The organism is Marinimicrobium sp. LS-A18 (genome assembly GCF_000463525.1).
Classification (GTDB): domain Bacteria; phylum Pseudomonadota; class Gammaproteobacteria; order Pseudomonadales; family Cellvibrionaceae; genus Marinimicrobium; species Marinimicrobium koreense.
The window spans coordinates 177501-194747 of record NZ_AWEP01000005.1; the positions used below are offsets into that span (position 1 = coordinate 177501).

Annotated in this window: 16 protein-coding genes; 6 read left to right on the forward strand and 10 right to left on the reverse strand. The window is 60.4% G+C overall.

What is annotated here, in order from left to right:
- Position 1: 1 nt before the first annotated feature.
- A complete protein-coding gene (gene pomA, locus N645_RS0108680) occupies positions 2-769 on the reverse strand; it encodes a flagellar motor protein PomA (protein WP_024461117.1) in 768 nt (255 codons plus the stop codon).
- A gap of 183 nt (positions 770-952) precedes the next feature.
- Between pomA and N645_RS0108685 the strand changes: the two genes are divergently transcribed.
- The 4 genes from N645_RS0108685 to N645_RS0108700 all read left to right on the forward strand — a co-directional run bounded on the left by N645_RS0108685 (position 953) and on the right by N645_RS0108700 (position 5119).
- Positions 953-1204 carry an exodeoxyribonuclease VII small subunit gene (locus N645_RS0108685; protein ID WP_024461118.1) on the forward strand — a complete coding sequence of 84 codons (252 nt, stop codon included), beginning with the start codon at positions 953-955 and terminating at the stop codon, positions 1202-1204.
- Positions 1201-2091 carry a (2E,6E)-farnesyl diphosphate synthase gene (gene ispA / locus N645_RS0108690; protein ID WP_024461119.1) on the forward strand — a complete coding sequence of 297 codons (891 nt, stop codon included), beginning with the start codon at positions 1201-1203 and terminating at the stop codon, positions 2089-2091. The genes N645_RS0108685 and ispA overlap by 4 nt, the downstream gene beginning before the upstream one ends.
- A gap of 64 nt (positions 2092-2155) precedes the next feature.
- Entirely contained in the window at positions 2156-4027 is a 1872-nt protein-coding gene (gene dxs, locus N645_RS16825; RefSeq protein WP_036160721.1) for a 1-deoxy-D-xylulose-5-phosphate synthase, read from the forward strand.
- Positions 4028-4096: 69 nt separating this feature from the next.
- Positions 4097-5119: a cupin-like domain-containing protein gene (locus tag N645_RS0108700; protein ID WP_024461120.1), complete on the forward strand. Its 1023-nt coding sequence runs from the start codon at positions 4097-4099 to the stop codon at positions 5117-5119.
- A 77-nt stretch (positions 5120-5196) separates the two neighbouring features.
- Here the strand turns inward: N645_RS0108700 and N645_RS16830 are convergent, their stop codons facing one another.
- The 6 genes from N645_RS16830 to grpE all read right to left on the reverse strand — a co-directional run bounded on the left by N645_RS16830 (position 5197) and on the right by grpE (position 13548).
- Complete coding sequence (locus N645_RS16830; protein ID WP_024461121.1) at positions 5197-6786, reverse strand: sugar MFS transporter; 1590 nt, start codon at positions 6784-6786, stop codon at positions 5197-5199.
- A gap of 107 nt (positions 6787-6893) precedes the next feature.
- A complete protein-coding gene (locus N645_RS0108710; protein ID WP_024461122.1) occupies positions 6894-8045 on the reverse strand; it encodes a Gfo/Idh/MocA family protein in 1152 nt (383 codons plus the stop codon).
- Positions 8045-9106, reverse strand: coding sequence for a sugar phosphate isomerase/epimerase (locus tag N645_RS0108715; RefSeq protein WP_024461123.1), 1062 nt, complete (start codon positions 9104-9106; stop codon positions 8045-8047). The genes N645_RS0108710 and N645_RS0108715 overlap by 1 nt, the downstream gene beginning before the upstream one ends.
- Positions 9107-9595: 489 nt before the next feature.
- On the reverse strand, positions 9596-10726 hold the full coding sequence (gene dnaJ / locus N645_RS0108720) for a molecular chaperone DnaJ (protein ID WP_024461124.1): 1131 nt from the start codon (positions 10724-10726) through the stop codon (positions 9596-9598).
- A gap of 95 nt (positions 10727-10821) precedes the next feature.
- Positions 10822-12750, reverse strand: coding sequence for a molecular chaperone DnaK (gene dnaK / locus N645_RS0108725; RefSeq protein WP_024461125.1), 1929 nt, complete (start codon positions 12748-12750; stop codon positions 10822-10824).
- Between the two features lie 174 nt (positions 12751-12924).
- On the reverse strand, positions 12925-13548 hold the full coding sequence (gene grpE / locus N645_RS0108730) for a nucleotide exchange factor GrpE (protein ID WP_036160724.1): 624 nt from the start codon (positions 13546-13548) through the stop codon (positions 12925-12927).
- A gap of 178 nt (positions 13549-13726) precedes the next feature.
- Here grpE and recN point away from each other — a divergent pair, with 178 nt between their 5' ends.
- Positions 13727-15403, forward strand: coding sequence for a DNA repair protein RecN (gene recN, locus N645_RS0108735; protein WP_024461127.1), 1677 nt, complete (start codon positions 13727-13729; stop codon positions 15401-15403).
- A 67-nt stretch (positions 15404-15470) separates the two neighbouring features.
- Here the strand turns inward: recN and fur are convergent, their stop codons facing one another.
- Complete coding sequence (gene fur / locus N645_RS0108740) at positions 15471-15878, reverse strand: ferric iron uptake transcriptional regulator (RefSeq protein WP_024461128.1); 408 nt, start codon at positions 15876-15878, stop codon at positions 15471-15473.
- 77 nt (positions 15879-15955) lie between these two features.
- Between fur and N645_RS16835 the strand changes: the two genes are divergently transcribed.
- On the forward strand, positions 15956-16417 hold the full coding sequence (locus tag N645_RS16835) for an outer membrane protein assembly factor BamE (protein WP_024461129.1): 462 nt from the start codon (positions 15956-15958) through the stop codon (positions 16415-16417).
- 59 nt (positions 16418-16476) lie between these two features.
- Here N645_RS16835 and N645_RS0108750 read toward each other — a convergent pair whose 3' ends face one another.
- Both N645_RS0108750 and N645_RS0108755 read right to left on the reverse strand, forming a co-directional pair.
- Entirely contained in the window at positions 16477-16797 is a 321-nt protein-coding gene (locus N645_RS0108750; protein ID WP_024461130.1) for an RnfH family protein, read from the reverse strand.
- Between the two features lie 12 nt (positions 16798-16809).
- Positions 16810-17244, reverse strand: a complete 435-nt coding sequence (locus tag N645_RS0108755; protein ID WP_024461131.1) for a type II toxin-antitoxin system RatA family toxin — start codon at positions 17242-17244, stop codon at positions 16810-16812.
- Between the last annotated feature and the right edge of the window lie 3 nt (positions 17245-17247).

Consider the following 17247-nt stretch of genomic DNA (forward strand, 5'->3'; position numbering starts at 1 on the left):
CTCAGGCTGCGTCCGTATCCGCGACGTCCCGCTTCCGCTCGGGCAAGTAGGTGCGCAGCATGGAATCGATCACCCGCGGGTTCTGGCCGCTCTGAATGGCCAGCAGGGCATCGATGATCAGGCTCTGCACCAGTACCTCCTCATCCGCACGTAACTTGAGCTTATCGGAAATGGGCAGAAACACGGCGTTGGCGAGCAGAGAACCATACAGGGTGGTCAGCAGGGCAATGGCCATGGCCGGACCGATGGCTTTGGGGTCTTCCATATTCGACAGCATCGCCACCAGACCAATCAGGGTACCGATCATGCCCATGGCCGGCGCCACATCCCCGAGTGCGCTGAAAATGGACGCGCCCTTCAAATGGCGATCCTCCGCCAGGTAGCGATCCTTGGACATCATCGCCTTGACCACCTCCGGGTCGTGGCCGTCCACCAGCAACTGAATGCCTTTCTGCAGAAAGTCGCTGCTGACCTCCTTACCTTCCAGGGATAACAGACCGCCTTTGCGCGCCGCGTCGGCAAGCTCGACAATCTCCTCGATCAGTTCCGCCGGGTCCGTGCTGCGATAGACAAAGCTCTTGGCGGCCACTTTGGTGGCACCGAAGAACTGCCCCAGACTGAACTTGGCCATCACGGCGAATACCGTGCCCCCGACCACAATCAGCAGGGACGGCGCATTGACGAATATCATCAGATCGCCGGACAGCACCATGGAGGCGATGATCAGACCAATTGCGCCAATGATCCCTACGAGGGTTGCTAAATCCACTGGTGGCTCCTCACACTAAGCTGAAACGGCGGCTGCGCCGTGTTGAATCTGCGGTAAAACCTGCATCTTAGCAGCAGTCGGTTTATAATTGCGCCCTTTATCACCACAGACATCCCGCCAGGAGTCTATCGGCCAATGCCGGAAAATCTTCACCTCGACCCTGGCCCAAACGACAGGTGCCCCATGCCCACGAAAAAGAAGTCCGTGGACTTTGAACAGTCACTGAGCGACCTGGAAGCGCTGGTGAACCAAATGGAGCAAGGCGAGCTCTCTCTGGAAGAATCCCTGAAAGCCTTTGAGCGCGGGATTCAGTTGACCCGGGATTGCCAGGAGCGCCTGAGCGCGGCGGAACAGCAGGTCCAGGTGCTGATGGAACAGCAGGGTCAGATCAGCGTTCAGCCGATGACGCCCGGCGGCGAGGATGACGGTGAATGAGCACCGACTTCGACGCCTTCGCCGGCCCCTGGCGTGAACGCTTCAACCGGGGTTTGACCCAGTTTCTCCCGCAACCCGATGCTCAGCGCCCGCAACTGGCCGAAGCCATGGCCTACAGCCTGGCCAATGGCGGCAAGCGGGTCCGCCCCATGTTGGTCTACAGCACGGGCGCGGCGCTGCGCTACGAACCCGACCAGGCTCTGGATACGGTCGCGGTTGCCCTGGAATGCTTACACGCGTACAGCCTCATTCATGACGATTTGCCCGCCATGGACGATGATGACCTGCGACGCGGCCAGCCCAGTTGCCACATCGCCTTCGACGAGGCGACGGCCATTCTGGCCGGTGATGCCCTGCAGACGCTCGCCTTTGAGGTGCTCGCCCGGTGCGACCGCCTGTCGGCGGAGCAGCGCGTGGCGCTGATTGCCGACCTGGCTCAGGCCGCCGGTGCACAGGGGATGGTTCTGGGCCAGGCCATCGATCTCGGCGCCGTTCACCAGAGCCCGGACATCGCCCAACTGGAGCGCATGCACCAACACAAAACCGGCGCCCTGATTCGCGCCAGTGTCGCCATGGCGGCCCGCGCCTGCGGCGCCTCGGTCGGTGAACGCGAGGCCCTGAACAACTACGCCGGCGCCATCGGCCTGGCCTTTCAGGTGCAGGACGATATTCTGGATGTCATCGCCGATACCAGCACGCTGGGCAAACCCCAGGGAGCCGACACCGCGCGGGACAAGCCCACCTATGTGTCCCTGCTTGGACTCGATGGCGCGCAATCCAAAGCCCGGGAACTGCTCACTCAGGCCCTCGACAGCCTGAGCGGGTTCGACGACAGCGCCACAGCGCTGCGCAGCCTCGCGCATTACATTATTGAGCGCGGACACTGACGCCCCGCTAGGCAGACGGGCTTCTGGCCCCTACAATGGCCCCTTTCCAATAACGACGTGACTCATGTTTGACGAAATTCCCACAGACCGCCCGGACACGCCCCTGCTCGACCAGATTGACTCGCCAGAGCAACTGCGGGCGCTGAATGAGCGGGACCTGGAGCCGCTGGCCGAAGAGCTGCGCGCCTACCTGCTCTACAGCGTGGGACAAAGCGGTGGACACTTTGGCGCCGGACTGGGGGTCGTGGAGCTGACAGTGGCCCTGCACTACGTCTATCACACCCCGGATGACCGTCTGGTATGGGATGTGGGCCACCAGACCTACCCCCACAAAATCCTCACCGGCCGGCGCGAGCGCATGAGCACCATTCGTCAGGGGGGCGGTCTGTCCGGATTTCCCAAGCGGGGCGAAAGCGAATACGACACCTTCGGGGTGGGCCATTCAAGCACGTCCCTGAGCGCCGCCCAGGGGATGGCGCTGGCCAGTGCCATGACCGGCAGCGAGCGCAAGTGTGCCGCCATTATCGGCGACGGCGCCATGACCGCCGGAATGGCGTTCGAGGCGCTCAACCACATTGCCCACACGGATACCGACCTGCTGGTCATCCTGAACGACAACAACATGTCGATCTCCCCCAATGTGGGCGGGCTGGCCACCTACCTATCCAAGGTATGGGGCAGCAAGTTTTACAACTCCCTGCGCGAGGGCAGTAAACAGGTACTCACCAAGATTCCCTCCGCCTGGGAATTCGCCCGGCGCACCGAAGAGCACTTCAAGGGCTTCATGTCCCCGGGCACCCTGTTTGAGGAAATGGGCTTCAACTACGTCGGCCCCATCGATGGCCACGACCTGGGCAGCCTGGTGCACTATCTGCGCAATCTACGCGAAGTCAAAGGCCCCAAGCTGCTGCACATCATCACCCGCAAGGGCAAAGGGTTTGGCCCGGCGGAGGACGACCCGGTGGGCTACCATGCCCTGAACAAGCTGGAGCCCAAACCGGCCCCCCGCAAACCCAGCGGCCCCAAGTACCAGAAGGTGTTTGGCGACTGGCTGTGCGATATGGCAGCGCGGGATGAGCGGTTGATTGGTATTACCCCCGCCATGTGTGAGGGCTCCGGCATGGTGGATTTCGCCCAGCGTTTCCCGGAGCGCTTCTACGATGTGGCCATTGCCGAGCAACACGCCGTCACATTGGCCGCTGGACTCGCCTGTGAGGGCCAGAAGCCGGTGGTCGCCATTTACTCCACCTTCCTCCAGCGCGCCTACGATCAACTGATCCACGATGTGGCACTACAGAACCTGGACGTCACCTTCGCCATCGACCGGGCCGGACTGGTCGGCGAAGACGGGCCCACCCACGGCGGCTCCTTTGATCTGACCTACCTGCGCTGCATTCCCAATATGGTGATCGCCGCCCCCAGCGACGAAAACGAGTGTCGCCAACTGCTGTACACCGCCTGGAAACATGAGGGACCGGCGGCGGTACGCTACCCACGAGGCACAGGTCCGGGAACGGATATTGAGCAGGCGATGAACGAACTGCCCATCGGGCAGGGACGGGAGCTGCGCCAGGGGCGCGAAGTGGTCATTCTGAACTTTGGCGCTTCACTCGCCACGGCCCTCACCGTGGCGGAGCGGATCGACGCCAGCGTCTGTGACATGCGCTTTGTCAAACCCCTGGATACCGCGCTGATCGAGCGCATGGCCGAGAGTCACGCCCTGATCGTCACGGTTGAGGAAAACGCCATCGCCGGCGGCGCCGGCAGTGCGGTGGGGGAGCACCTGGCCAGCCGGGGCATCGCGACCCCCTGGCTGCCCCTCGGGTTTCGCGACGAGTTCGCCGAACACGACAGCCAGAAAAAACAGCTGGCCAGCCAGGGCCTGGACGCGGACGGAATCGAGCAGGCCATTCTCGCCTACCGCTCAACCCGCTGACCAGCACTGGCATTAAAGTCATAAAGACCGTAAGGTAGAGAATCGTTATCTGGACAACGGTTCTCTCTTATGTACCCCCCTGCACTCAATCCCACGCCAGTGACCGAATGGCAGAACGTCACACCGGCGCAATTTCTGGCGGAGATCGCCCCCCGATTCGAACCGGCCATTCTGCGCGGTTATGCCAAACACTGGCCCGCTGTCACTTACGCCCTCAAGTCGCAACAGGCGTTGCGCGAGTATCTTGTCGGCTTCAGCCGGGGCGAGCCGATCGAGCTGTTTTTGGGCGCACCCGAGATTGGAGGGCGCTTTTCCTACGACGAGCACCTGCAGGGCTTCAATTTTGTTCGTCGTAAAGATCACTTTGAAACCGCCCTGCAGCGCCTCCAGCGCATGGAAGACGATGCCAATCCGCCGGCGTTTTATATCGGTGCCACCGCCATCCCACACACCCTGCCGGGACTGGAGCGTGACAACACCATGAACCTGGTGGACGAGCGGGTTCCCCCCAATATCTGGATTGGCAATCGCACCACCATCCCCACCCATTATGATGTTTCGGACAATCTCGCCTGCGTCGTGGCCGGGCGACGGCGCTTTACCCTGTTTCCGCCCGAACAGGTGCGCAACCTGTACGTCGGCCCCATCGACTTTACCCCCGCCGGTCAGCCTATCAGTCTGGTAGACCCCTACCAGCCGGACCTTGAGCGCTTCCCGAAGTTTGCCGAGGCCATGCCCACGGCGCGCGTCGCCGAACTTGAGCCCGGTGATGTGCTCTACATTCCGTCCCTGTGGTGGCACCAGGTGGAATCTCTGGCGAGGTTCAATGTGCTGATCAATTATTGGTGGGAGACCGGCGTACCAAACACCGGCTCACCCTTTGAGGCTCTGGTGCACGGTCTGCTGACGGTCCGTCAATTGCCGTTGGCAAAGCGCCGGGCCTGGCAGACGTTTTTCGATTACTACCTGTTCAGCGAAACCAACCCGGCGGAGCACTTATCACCGGAACAACGACGGGCGTTGGGGGAAATGACGCCGGAGCTGGCTGATTACCTGAAGGGCTTTTTGCGCAACGCCCTGGACCGGCGTTGATCCCTCACCCAAAAAAGAAAGGGGCCCTCGAAGGGCCCCTTTCTATTCAGCGTGAAACGCTCTGATCTGCGATCCGATCAGGCACCACCGGTACCCGGCTCACCCCGATCCAGTTTGACGGCACGATAGCCGCCGCGCTTGCGGTCGTAGATGAACATGCCGGCGAAGAACGCGGCCACGATCAACGCGATCGGCGCAACCCAACGGAACGCCATACGGCCACCGTAGTTGTCGGCCGGACGCAACACCGCACCCGCTTCAGCCTGCAGATCGGCAGCCGCCGGAATGCCCGAGTCCAGCAAGGCACGCAGGGCGTTGCCGGTCAGAGGGCCGTTGAGCTCACCGTCAGCGCGATAGTCGGACAGCGCGATCTGGTTGCGTTCGATCACAGTCTCAACGTCAGCAGGCAGGTAACCAAGCTCGGAGAGTGCGTCCAGATCGCCCGAGGCCTGCTCAGCGCGCTCGAGATACATCGGGAAGGTTTCTTCCACTTCTTCAAGAATGGCAACCGTGCGTTGCTCATCCAGCGCCTCAGGCATATAGCGGTCGGCAATCACGCCCATCTGACCCTGCAGCGTACCGGAGACCCCCATACCCGCACCGATCATCAGCACGATACCGACCGAGCCGGCCTTGGGGAAACGCTCGCTCATCAAGCCCACCATGGTGGGGAAGAAGAAGGCCACACCAAAGGCAAACACGGTTGCGGCGAACAGCAGCTTGACCATACCGGTTTCAAAGATCGAGAACAGGATCAGACCGGTGCCGGTCAGAATCGCAGCGCAGAACAGCATGCCTGTTGGCGCCAGGCGCTCAACCACCGGACCAGCGAACAAGCGCAGTACCGCCATCAAACCGGTCAACCAGGCAAATACCAACATGCCGTGCATGCCGGCATTTTCCAGTACATCCGGAATCCAACGCATGGGGCCCAGCTCCAGCGAGAGGGTGATCATCTTGATGACGATCAGCAGCAGCACGATGGGGTGGGTGATGGTATACAGCAGCACTTCCTTGACCGGCACACCGGCTTCGGCGGTTTCGGTCTTGGGGAACTTGAGCGGCAGCAGCATGGCGCCGTAGATGAAAATCGGGATGTACATGACGCCGATGTGAACGGTCCAGTGGCCCAGGTCGATGGCACCAAGGTCACCGATCTGCGACATGAAGAAACCCAACAGCGCACCAACCACCATACCGCCGGGGAAAAAGGCGTGGAAGTGGTTGAGCTTGACCGTTTTGCGCTCAGGGTACAGCGCCGCCGTCATCGGATTACCGGTGGCCTCAATCAGGCCGTTGCCAATCCCCATGACGATCGCGCCCAGGAACAGGACCCAATAACCGCTCGGCGAGCCGGATACGAAGTAGGCCGACAGCACCAGACTGACACCGATCAGGTGACTGAAAAACGCCCCTGTCGCCGCGACCCGCAGGCCGATTTTTTCCAGAAAGGGTGCAACGAAAATCAGGGAGAGTGCCATCCCCCACAGCACGGCGCCGCCGATCATACCGATATCGGCGTTGGTCAGAATAAACTCGGTTTTCAACTGACCGAGAATACCGCCCACCAGGGCGAAGGAAAACGCGGTAGGGAACAGGGCAATACACGCCCCGACAAATAACCGCTTACGATTGATGCCATTGGCATCGACAGTAGCTGTACTCATAACTCACATCCTCATTATTTTTATCAACGCACCCGCCAGCGGTTGCCGGCGGGTGCGTGACCGTTTCGGGCACTATCGCCCGTCTTTGGTTACTGCTTTACAGAACGTCAGGAAACCAGCGGCGTCCAGCGGCCATCGGCCTCGGACGAGTTCAGCACCGCTTCAATAAACCGCATGCCCAGCACACCGGTTTCAATACCGGGTATCCAGGATTCGATCGGGTGCTGTTCGCCCCTGCGCTTGGCCACCAGAACATCGGCCACGTCGGTGTAGAGCGTAGCAAACGCCTCCAGGTAGCCCTCCGGGTGCCCGAACGGAATGCGAATACCGCGGGTCGCAATATCACTGTCGATATTGTCGTCCCGACGGGTAATCCGCTGGTGATGTCCGGCCAGCGGCGTCAGCCAGAGCTCATTGGGTTTTTCCTGAGCCCACTCCAGCCCCGCTTTGTCACCAAAGATGCGGATCTTCAGACCATTCTCACAACCGGGCGCGATCTGACTGGTCCAGAGCATGCCTTTGGCACCGCCTTTGAAGCGCATCATAGCGTGGACGTTATCGTCCACCGCCCGACCCGGAACAAAGGCGGTGAGGTCCGCACTGACCGAATCCAGCTCAAGCTGAGAGATGAAGGTGGCCAACTGGAAGGCATGGGTGCCGATGTCGCCCAGGCAGCCCGCTTTACCGGAACGCTTGGGATCCGTGCGCCAGGCCGCCTGCTTGTTGTCTTCCTCCGGAGCCTGGGTCAACCACTCCTGGGGGTATTCCACCTGCACCAGGCGAACCTGACCCAGATCGCCCCGCTCGACCATTTCGCGGGCGTAGCGCACCAGCGGGTAGGCACTGTAGTTGTGGGTCAACGCAAAGAACGCATCGCTCTTGGCGCAGATCTGCTCCAGCTCCAGAGCTTCTTCCAGCGTGCGGGTGACCGGCTTGTCGCAGATCACGTTGATGCCGGCTTCCAGAGCGGCCTTGGCCACCGGGAAGTGCATATGGTTGGGCGTGACAATGGCCACCGCCTCAATCCCGTCCTCACGCTTGGCCTCAGCGGCGAACATCTCCTCGTAGGAGGCGTAGGAACGATCCGGGGCGATGTGCAGCTCATCGGCGGAGGCCTTGGCCACGTCCGGCTTGGAGGACAGGGCACCGGCGACCAGTTCATAGCGATCATCAATGCGCGCGGCAATACGGTGAACACCGCCAATAAAGGCGCCCTGTCCACCGCCGACCATGCCTAAGCGAACTCGTGCATCAGCCATTACTTACCTCCCAAGCCCAGAATGCGGCGGTTACTTTCTTCATCGGCGTCTCCTCCTGCAAAATCGTCAAAAGCCTTCTCCGTTACACGGATGATATGGTCATTGACGAATTTCACGCCTTCTTCCGCCCCTGCTTCAGGATGTTTCAGCGCGCACTCCCACTCAATCACGGCCCAACCGTCGAAACCGTTGGCGGTCAGAATCGAGAAGATGCGCTTGAAGTCGGTCTGTCCATCGCCCAGCGAACGGAAGCGACCGGCACGCTCGACCCAGCCCTCGTAACCGCCGTAAACGCCCTGTCGGGCGCTGGGATTGAACTCGGCGTCCTTGACGTGGAACATCTTGATGCGATCGATGTAGCGCTCGAGGAAGCCGATATAGTCGAGATTCTGCAGAACCAGGTGGCTGGGATCGTACAGAATGTTGGCGCGCGGGTGGTTGTCCACTTCCTTCAGGAAGCGCTCGAAGGTAGCGCCATCGTGCAGGTCTTCACCCGGGTGAATTTCGTAGCACAGGTCCACACCCACCTCGTCAAAGGCGTCCAGAATCGGCAGCCAGCGCTTGGCCAGCTCTTTGAAGCCGGTGTCCACCAGGCCCGCCGGGCGCTGGGGCCAGGGATACATGAAGGGCCACAGGAGGGCGCCGGAGAAGGTGCCGTGGGTTTTCAGGCCCAGGTTCTTGCTGGCCTTGGCCGCCAGCATCAGCTGGTTGACCGCCCACTTCTGACGCTCATCGGGCTTGCCGTGCAGCTCCGGCGGGGCAAAGCCATCAAACATTTCGTCGTACACCGGGTGTACGGCTACCAACTGACCCTGCAGGTGGGTCGACAGGTCGGTAAGCTCCAGGCCGTAGCGTGCCAGGGTATCTTTCACTTCCTGGCAGTAATCGAGACTCTCCGCCGCCTTTTCGAGATCGAACAGGCGCTTGTCCCAGGACGGAATCTGGATGCCTTTGAAGCCCAGGCCACCGGCCCACTTGGATACGTTTTCCAGGCTGTTGAACGGCGCTTCATCGCCGGCGAACTGGGCCAGGAATAGCGCGGGCCCTTTCATCGTCTTCATTATTGTCTCCCCCATCGGTTTGGTGGATTATCAACCGGGTACCGGCAAACCACTTCTCGCGAAGCGGGACCGAGCCAGTACCCACAATAGATTGCCGTGTCGTCATCGCTTCACGACAGCGCTGTCAGCAAATGTGGTTGGGCGATTATGGCATCACCGGCGCCATATCTCTACCACGGAACCCGAGCTGCGCCGGTAAAGATACGATAATAAACGGGTTAATGTCGATTCGACCACTAAAGAGCGGGATTTTCAACAGAGAATTGCTTTTTATATAGTAAACCCCAAAATAAAGGGTTGCGACGGGACGAGCAAAGGGGGGAGGAAGTACGGAAGTGCTATATGTGTCGGGTTACTGTGTGTCGGGTTACGCGCTGCGCGCTAACCCGACCTACGGGTGGGTCGCGTAGGGCGGATAAGCCGAAGGCGCATCCGCCGTTACCCCTCACAGGTTAGCGCAAAGCGCGTAACCCGACACAGGTTTCAGCATCAGATTTTCATATCGCCGAAGAAGTTCTTCATACCGTCAAACCAGCTGCTCTGCCGGGGCGAGTTCTTGCCGCCTTTCATGGTGGCCTGGAACTCCTTCAGCAGCTCTTTCTGCTTGCCGGTCAGATCCACCGGCGTCTCGACCACGACACGGCACATCAGGTCGCCACGGGCGCCACCGCGCACCGGGGTCACGCCCTTGCTGCGCAGCCGGAACAACTTGCCGGTCTGGGTTTCAGCGGGCACTTTGAGCTTGACCCGACCATCAAGGGTGGGCACTTCCAGCTCTCCACCGAGCGCCGCGTCGACAAAATCCACGGGGACTTCGCAGTACAGGTCGGCCCCGTCGCGCTGAAAAATCTCGTGCGGTTTGACGTGCACTTCGACGTACAGATCGCCCGCTGGACCACCTTCGGCCCCGGCCTCACCCTCACCGGACAGGCGGATGCGGTCTCCCGTATCGACACCGGCGGGCACCTTGACCGACAGTTTTTTGGTCTGCTCGACCCGGCCCTGGCCGTGACAGCTGCCGCAAGGGTCGGTGATGATGCTGCCCTTGCCACGACAGGTCGGGCAGGCCTGCTGCACCGAGAAAAAGCCCTGCTGCATACGCACCTGGCCGATGCCGCCACAGGTGGTACAGGTTTTGGGCGAAGTGCCCTTTTTGGCCCCGCTGCCCTCACAGGTATCACAGGCCACCAGGGTCGGCACCTTGATCTGGACATTGGTGCCTCTGACGGCATCTTCCAGACTCAACTCAAGGTTGTAGCGCAGGTCGGCGCCTCGACTCGGGCCTCCGCGGCCGCGACCACCCCCGCCAAAAATATCGCCGAACACATCGCCGAAAATATCACTGAAGCTGCCGAAACCACCGGCTCCGGCGCCACCGCCCATGCCGGCACTCTGATCGACACCGGCATGGCCAAATTGATCGTAGGCAGAACGCTTCTGCGCGTCGGACAGGACCTCGTAGGCCTCACTCGCCTCTTTGAACTTGTTCTCCGCCTCTTCGTCCCCCGGATTGCGGTCCGGGTGATGTTTCATCGCCACTCGACGATAGGCTTTTTTCAAATCAGCGGCGGACACGTCCCGGGAGACGCCCAGCACTTCGTAATAGTCGCGTTTTGCCATGCTACAGTCGCTTTTTGGTCAGTTACTACAGACACAACAAATGCGGGCATGCCCGCATTTGTTGCTACCGTCTTTCAAGGATTGGAGAAGCGGAATTACTTCTTCTCGTCATCCTTCACTTCTTCGAACTCGGCATCCACGGCGCCGTCGTCGTCTTTCGGAGCCTCCTGCTGGTCCGCACCGGCTTCCGCGCCGCCCTGGCCCTGCTGCTCGGCATAGAGCTTCTGTGCCAGAGAGCTGGAGGCTTCGGTCAGCTTGTTGGTCGCCGCTTCCATCGCGTCCTTGTCTTCGCCCTTGACGGCTTCTTCAGCCTCGGCGATCGCCGCTTCAATGGCCGACTTCTCTTCGTCGGTCGCCTTGTCACCGGCGTCTTTCAGCGTTTTCTGAGTGGCGTGGATCAGCCCTTCCAGCGTGTTGCGCGCGGTAACGGTCTCGGCAAACTTCTTGTCCGCTTCCGCATTGGCTTCGGCGTCCTTCACCATCTTCTCGATCTCGTCATCCGACAGACCGGAAGAGGCCTTGATCACGATGGACTGCTCTTTGCCAGTGGCCTTGTCTTTGGCGCTCACGTTCAGAATACCGTTGGCATCCAGATCGAAGGTCACTTCAATCTGCGGCATACCGCGGGTTGCCGGCGGAATGTCGGCCAGGTCGAAACGACCCAGGGACTTGTTCTGCGCCGCCTGCTTGCGTTCGCCCTGAACCACGTGAATGGTCACAGCCGTCTGGTTGTCTTCCGCGGTTGAGAAAATCTGCGATTTCTTGGTCGGAATCGTGGTGTTTTTCTCAATCAGCGGCGTGGCCACACCACCCATGGTTTCAATACCCAGGGTCAGCGGCGTCACGTCGAGCAGCAATACGTCTTTCACGTCACCGGCCAGTACCGCGCCCTGAATGGCTGCGCCGACTGCTACCGCTTCGTCCGGGTTCACGTCTTTGCGCGGATCCTTACCGAAGAAGTCAGCCACCGCTTTCTGCACCATCGGCATACGGGTCTGGCCACCGACCAGAATCACATCGCTGATGTCGCTGACGGATACGCCGGCGTCTTTGATGGCCATCTTCACCGGCTCGAGTGAGCGGGTTACCAGCTCCTCCACCAGAGATTCAAGCTTGGCCCGGGTGAGCTTCACTACCAGGTGCTTGGGACCGGTGTTGTCGGCGGTAATGTACGGCAGATTCACTTCGGTCTGCTGGCTGGAAGACAGTTCGATCTTGGCTTTCTCGGCCGCCTCTTTCAGGCGCTGCAGAGCCAGCGGATCGTTGTGCAGGTCAATTCCCTGCTCTTTCTTGAATTCATCGGCCAGGTAGTCGATCAGGCGCAGGTCAAAGTCCTCACCACCGAGGAAGGTGTCACCGTTGGTGGACAGCACTTCAAACTGGTGCTCGCCATCGACATCGGCGATTTCGATGATGGAGATATCAAAGGTACCGCCACCGAGGTCATATACCGCGATGGTGCGGTCGCCTTTCTGCTGGTCCATACCGTAGGCCAGCGCCGCCGCGGTCGGCTCGTTGATGATGCGCTTCACGTCCAGGCCAGCAATCTTGCCGGCATCTTTGGTCGCCTGACGCTGGGAGTCGTTGAAGTAGGCCGGAACGGTAATCACCGCTTCGGTGACCTTCTCGCCCAGGTAATCCTCGGCGGTTTTCTTCATCTTCTTCAGCACTTCAGCGGAAATCTGCGGCGGTGCTTTCTTTTCGTCCTTCACTTCAACCCAAGCGTCACCATTATCGGCGGCGACGATCTTGTAAGGCACCATTTTGATGTCTTTCTGAACCACATCATCCTTGAACTTGCGGCCGATCAGGCGCTTGACCGCATACAGGGTGTTGTGGGGGTTGGTCACGGCCTGGCGCTTGGCGCTCTGGCCAACGAGGATTTCGCCATCATTGGTAAAGGCCACGATGGACGGGGTTGTGCGATCACCCTCGGCGTTTTCGATTACCTTGGGCTTGCCGCCTTCCATTACGGATACACAGGAGTTGGTGGTACCCAGGTCAATACCGATGATCTTACTCATGAAAATCTCCTAAAGATGTTCTGTCGAAACGCGAAGGGTCAGCTCGCGCGCCTCGGTGTGTGTCTGCGGCTCCGACCCCGGAGTCCGCTTTCGCAATCAGTTACTTCCTATATTGGCCCTGTTCGATACTTTTCAAGGCCTTTATGCCGGCAATTTAAGGCTGCCGGCCATCCATCACGCATCCGCCGCCTTGGACACCACCACCATCGCCGGACGGACCAGGCGACCGTGCAGGGTATAACCCTTCTGGAACACGTCGATCACGGTGTTGGGCTCAACATCGGGGTTGGCCACCATGGTCATGGCCTGATGCAGCTCCGGATCAAAGGGTTCGCCCTGCGGATTGACGGGCACCACCTGGTGCTTGGCCAACACATCGATAAACGACTTGTGCGTCAGTTGAATACCTTCAACCACCGCCTTCAGCTCGGGATTGTCGGTATCCATGGTCGAGAGCGCCCGCTCCAGGTTGTCCACCACCGGCAAGAGGTCCTGCAGCAGCTTCTCCTGGCCGAACTTGTGTGCCTTCTCGACATCCTGCTCGGCCCGGCGACGGGCATTCTGGGCTTCAGCCTGGGAGCGCAGCACCTGTTCTTTGGCCGCTTCCATAGCGGCGTTCAGGGATTCCACCTTGGCCTGCAGGGCCTCGACAGACGCCTCCCCGGCCCCCTCTTCCTGAGCGGCATTTTCCTGAGCGGCACGGGTGTCGGTATCGGCCGACCCGGTTTCTGCTGCCACCTCTTCGTACTCTTGAGCGTCGCGATTTTCTTGGTTAGCCACACTGATCTCCGTTGTCATTTACCTTGGCAGCCGGGAGCTGCAGAATAAGAACGTGGAGCCTATATGGGGCTTTGGCGGAAGGATTCAAGGGGCCAAAACAGGGCCCGATCAGATTTTCCTGCTGGCCCTCTGGCCGAACCCTGTGTTTTACTGTATAAAAACACAGATTATTTTCTCTCGCTCCGTGAGGGTCACCATGCTTACGCATCTCAGCATTCGCCATTTCACCCTGGTAGACCAGCTGGATCTGGATCTCAGGCCCGGCATGACCGCCATCACCGGGGAAACCGGTGCCGGTAAATCCATCGTTCTGGACGCGCTCGGACAGACGCTGGGCGACCGAGCGGACGGACAGCGGGTCCGGGCCGGGGCCCGCAAGGCGGATATCCACGCCACCTTCGATACCCAGCGGATACCGGCCGCCCGCCAGTGGCTGGAAGCTCAGGAGCTTCTCCAGGAGGACGCCCCCAGTGAGTGCCTGCTGCGACGGGTGATTACCGCCGAGGGCCGCTCCAAGGCCTTTATCAACGGCCACCCCGTCACTCTGCAGCAACTGAGAACCCTCGGGGAGATGCTGATCGATATCCACAGCCAGCACGAGCATCAGTCCCTGCTGCGCAAAGAAACCCACCGGCACCTGCTGGATGAATACGCCGGCCAGAGCGAGCTGGCGGGAAAGGTGCGCCAGGCGTACCGACACTGGCATAGCTGCAAACGCGACTTTGAAGCCCTGCGCGATAACGCCGAAGAAGTCAGCGCCCGCTATCAGCTGTTGAGCTATCAGGTGCAGGAGCTGGAGCAACTGGACCTGAAAGAGGGTGAGCTGGACGAGCTGGAAGCGGAGCAGCGCAGCCTCGCCCACGCCGAGGATATATTGCGTGCCAGCCACGAACTGTCGGCCCTGTGCGGCGATGATGACCAGGGGTTGAGCGTCCTGATGCACCGGGCCTTGCACCTGCTGCGGGACATGCCCGAGAAGTCCGCCGCCCTGCAGGAGGCGGAACAGCTGCTCACCAGCGCCCAGATTCAGGTCGACGAGGCCCAGCGCGAGGTGGAGCATCATATCGACGGTTTCAATCTCGACCCGGAGCGGCTGCGCGAGGTCGAGGAGCGCTTGAGCGCGATTTATGACGTCGCCCGCAAGCACCGTATCGGGCCCGAACAGCTGCCCCAGCTGTTCGCTGACCTGGGCGATGAGCTGGCCCAGCTTCAGGGCGGCGACGAGCGGCTCGATGAGCTGGAGCAGCAGATGCAGGCCGCCGAAGCCGACTATCGCAAGGGCGCCAGCGCCCTGTCCAAAGCCCGGCAGAGCGCCGGCAGCAAGCTGGCCAAGGCAGTCAACCAGCAGCTGAGTGATCTGGCCATGCCGAATGCCCGCCTGGAGGTCAGCCTGGCGTCGCTGGAGGACAAGCCCGGCCCTCAGGGTCTGGAAGAGGTTGAGTTCATCATCAGCACCAACCCGGGTCAGCCGGCCCGATCGCTGAACAAAGTCGCCTCCGGCGGCGAACTGTCTCGGGTCAGCCTGGCCATTCAGGTGGTGACCGCCCGCACCTCGGCCATTCCGACACTGGTGTTCGACGAGGTGGATGTCGGTATCGGGGGCGCGACCGGGGATGTGGTGGGTCGCCTGCTACGGCAACTCGGCGAGGGCGGTCAGGTGCTCTGCGTCACCCACCTGGCGCAGGTAGCCAGCAAGAGCCACCAGCATCTCCAGGTCACCAAGACTGCGAAAAAGCAGTCGGCGGAGTCCACGCTGGTGACCCTGGAGGGAGAGCAGAAAATCGAAGAGATTGCCCGCATGCTGGGCGGCATGAAGGTGACCGAACAGTCGTTGGCTCACGCCAGGGAGATGGTGACCGAGGGAGCGGCCTGAGAGGACCGGACCACGCGGCACCACATGGGTGCCGCCACCGGCATTACGGCCACTTTATGGCCGAGGACTACTTCTTGGGCTTTACGTACAACACCAGGTTGTGATCGACCAATTCATAGCCGTGCTGCTCGGCGATCTGCCGCTGCAGGCGCTCGATTTCTTCGTTATGGAACTCAATGACCTCGCCTGAGTCCATACAGACCATGTGATCGTGATGCTCACCGCGAGCAATTTCAAACACCGAGTGGCCACCATCAAAGTTGTGGCGCTCCACCAGACCGGCACTCTCAAATTGCGTCAGTACCCGATACACGGTGGCCAAGCCCACATCGTCACCCGCCTCCATCAGTGCCTTGTAGACATCTTCGGCGCTCATATGGTGGTTTTCGGACGACTCCAGCATTTGCAGAATCTTCACCCGGGGCAGGGTGACTTTCAGCCCCGCTTTGCGCAGTTCCTGATTTTCTTCGGCCATTTAACCCCCAAACCCTTCTCAGTATTCGCGTCAATCGGGTATTATCCCCGTTCATTTTGCCAAGTGGAAGCCCTTATATGAAAATAGCCAGCAAACTCTCACTGGTCGCCGTCTTGTTCGCCAGCTTGACAGGTTGCTCCTATTTCCAATTTCCCGGCGTGCACAAAATCTATGTGCAGCAAGGACACATCATCACTCAGGAGATGATCGACCAGCTCGAAACCGGCATGACCAAGCGTCAGGTGCGCTTTGTGCTAGGCACCCCACTGCTTGAAGATGGTTTCAACCAGGATCGCTGGGATTATCACTACAGCCTGAGTCGCGGCGACGAGAACCTGCGCGAGCGCCATCTGACGGTCTACTTTGAAAATGATCAGATGACCCGCTATGAAGGCAGCGCGGTCCGCCCCGAAGAAAGCAGCGACGAGGACGAGACACCGCTGGTACCGACCAATATCGAGGGCGACCCCCTGCCGACACCGGGTGAAGACGTCAACGATGACACCGAGGCGACGCCACTACCCACCAACACCATGTGATCCTCGGCCACCCCCGCCCGTCAATACCACCGGAGCCTCACCAACGAGGTTCCGTGCGATCAGGATTCCGCCTGTTTCTTCTGCGCCCTTTTGCGACGCACCTCTTTCGGATCTGAAATCAGCGGTCGATAGATCTCAACCCGATCCCCGGGCTGCAACTCGTGCTCCCGTGGCGGCTTGAGCCCCTTGGTTCCGAGCGCCTGACCAAAGATGCCCATCTTGGCGCTGTCCAGATCAATCTCCGGAAACATTTTCACAATACCCGAGCGCTCAGCCGCCTGATACGCCGTGGTACCCGGCTCCACCAACAGCTCTATGATCTTCTGTTGGTCCGGCCGGGCATAGGCCACTTCTACGGTAATCAAATCACCATCTGCCATCTTTGCAGCCCCTTAAACACCATAGATCTGTCGGGCACGGCTGCACAGCGCATCCACCTGCTGACTTGCCGCCGACTCGAAAAACTTACCCACCGCCAGGCTCAGCAGGCGGTTCTGCATATCAAACTCCAGCTCCAGGCGTACTCGGCAGCCCTCGCCCACCGGCTCAAAGGTCCACTTACCCTCCAGGCGGGAAAAGGGCCCATCCACCAGACTCATGGTCATGCTCTCCGGCGCCTTCAGCACGTTGTGCGTGACAAAGCTCTGGCTGATGCCCGCTTTCTGCAGCTCCAGGCGCGCCTCCAGCCAATCATCCCCCCGGCGCAACACCTCGGCGCCGACGCAGTCACTCATGTACTCCGGATAGGCCTCGATATCGTTTACCAGCTCAAACATCTGCGCGGGTGAATAGTTCACCAGCGCACTGCGTTCTACTCGATGGGTCAAGAA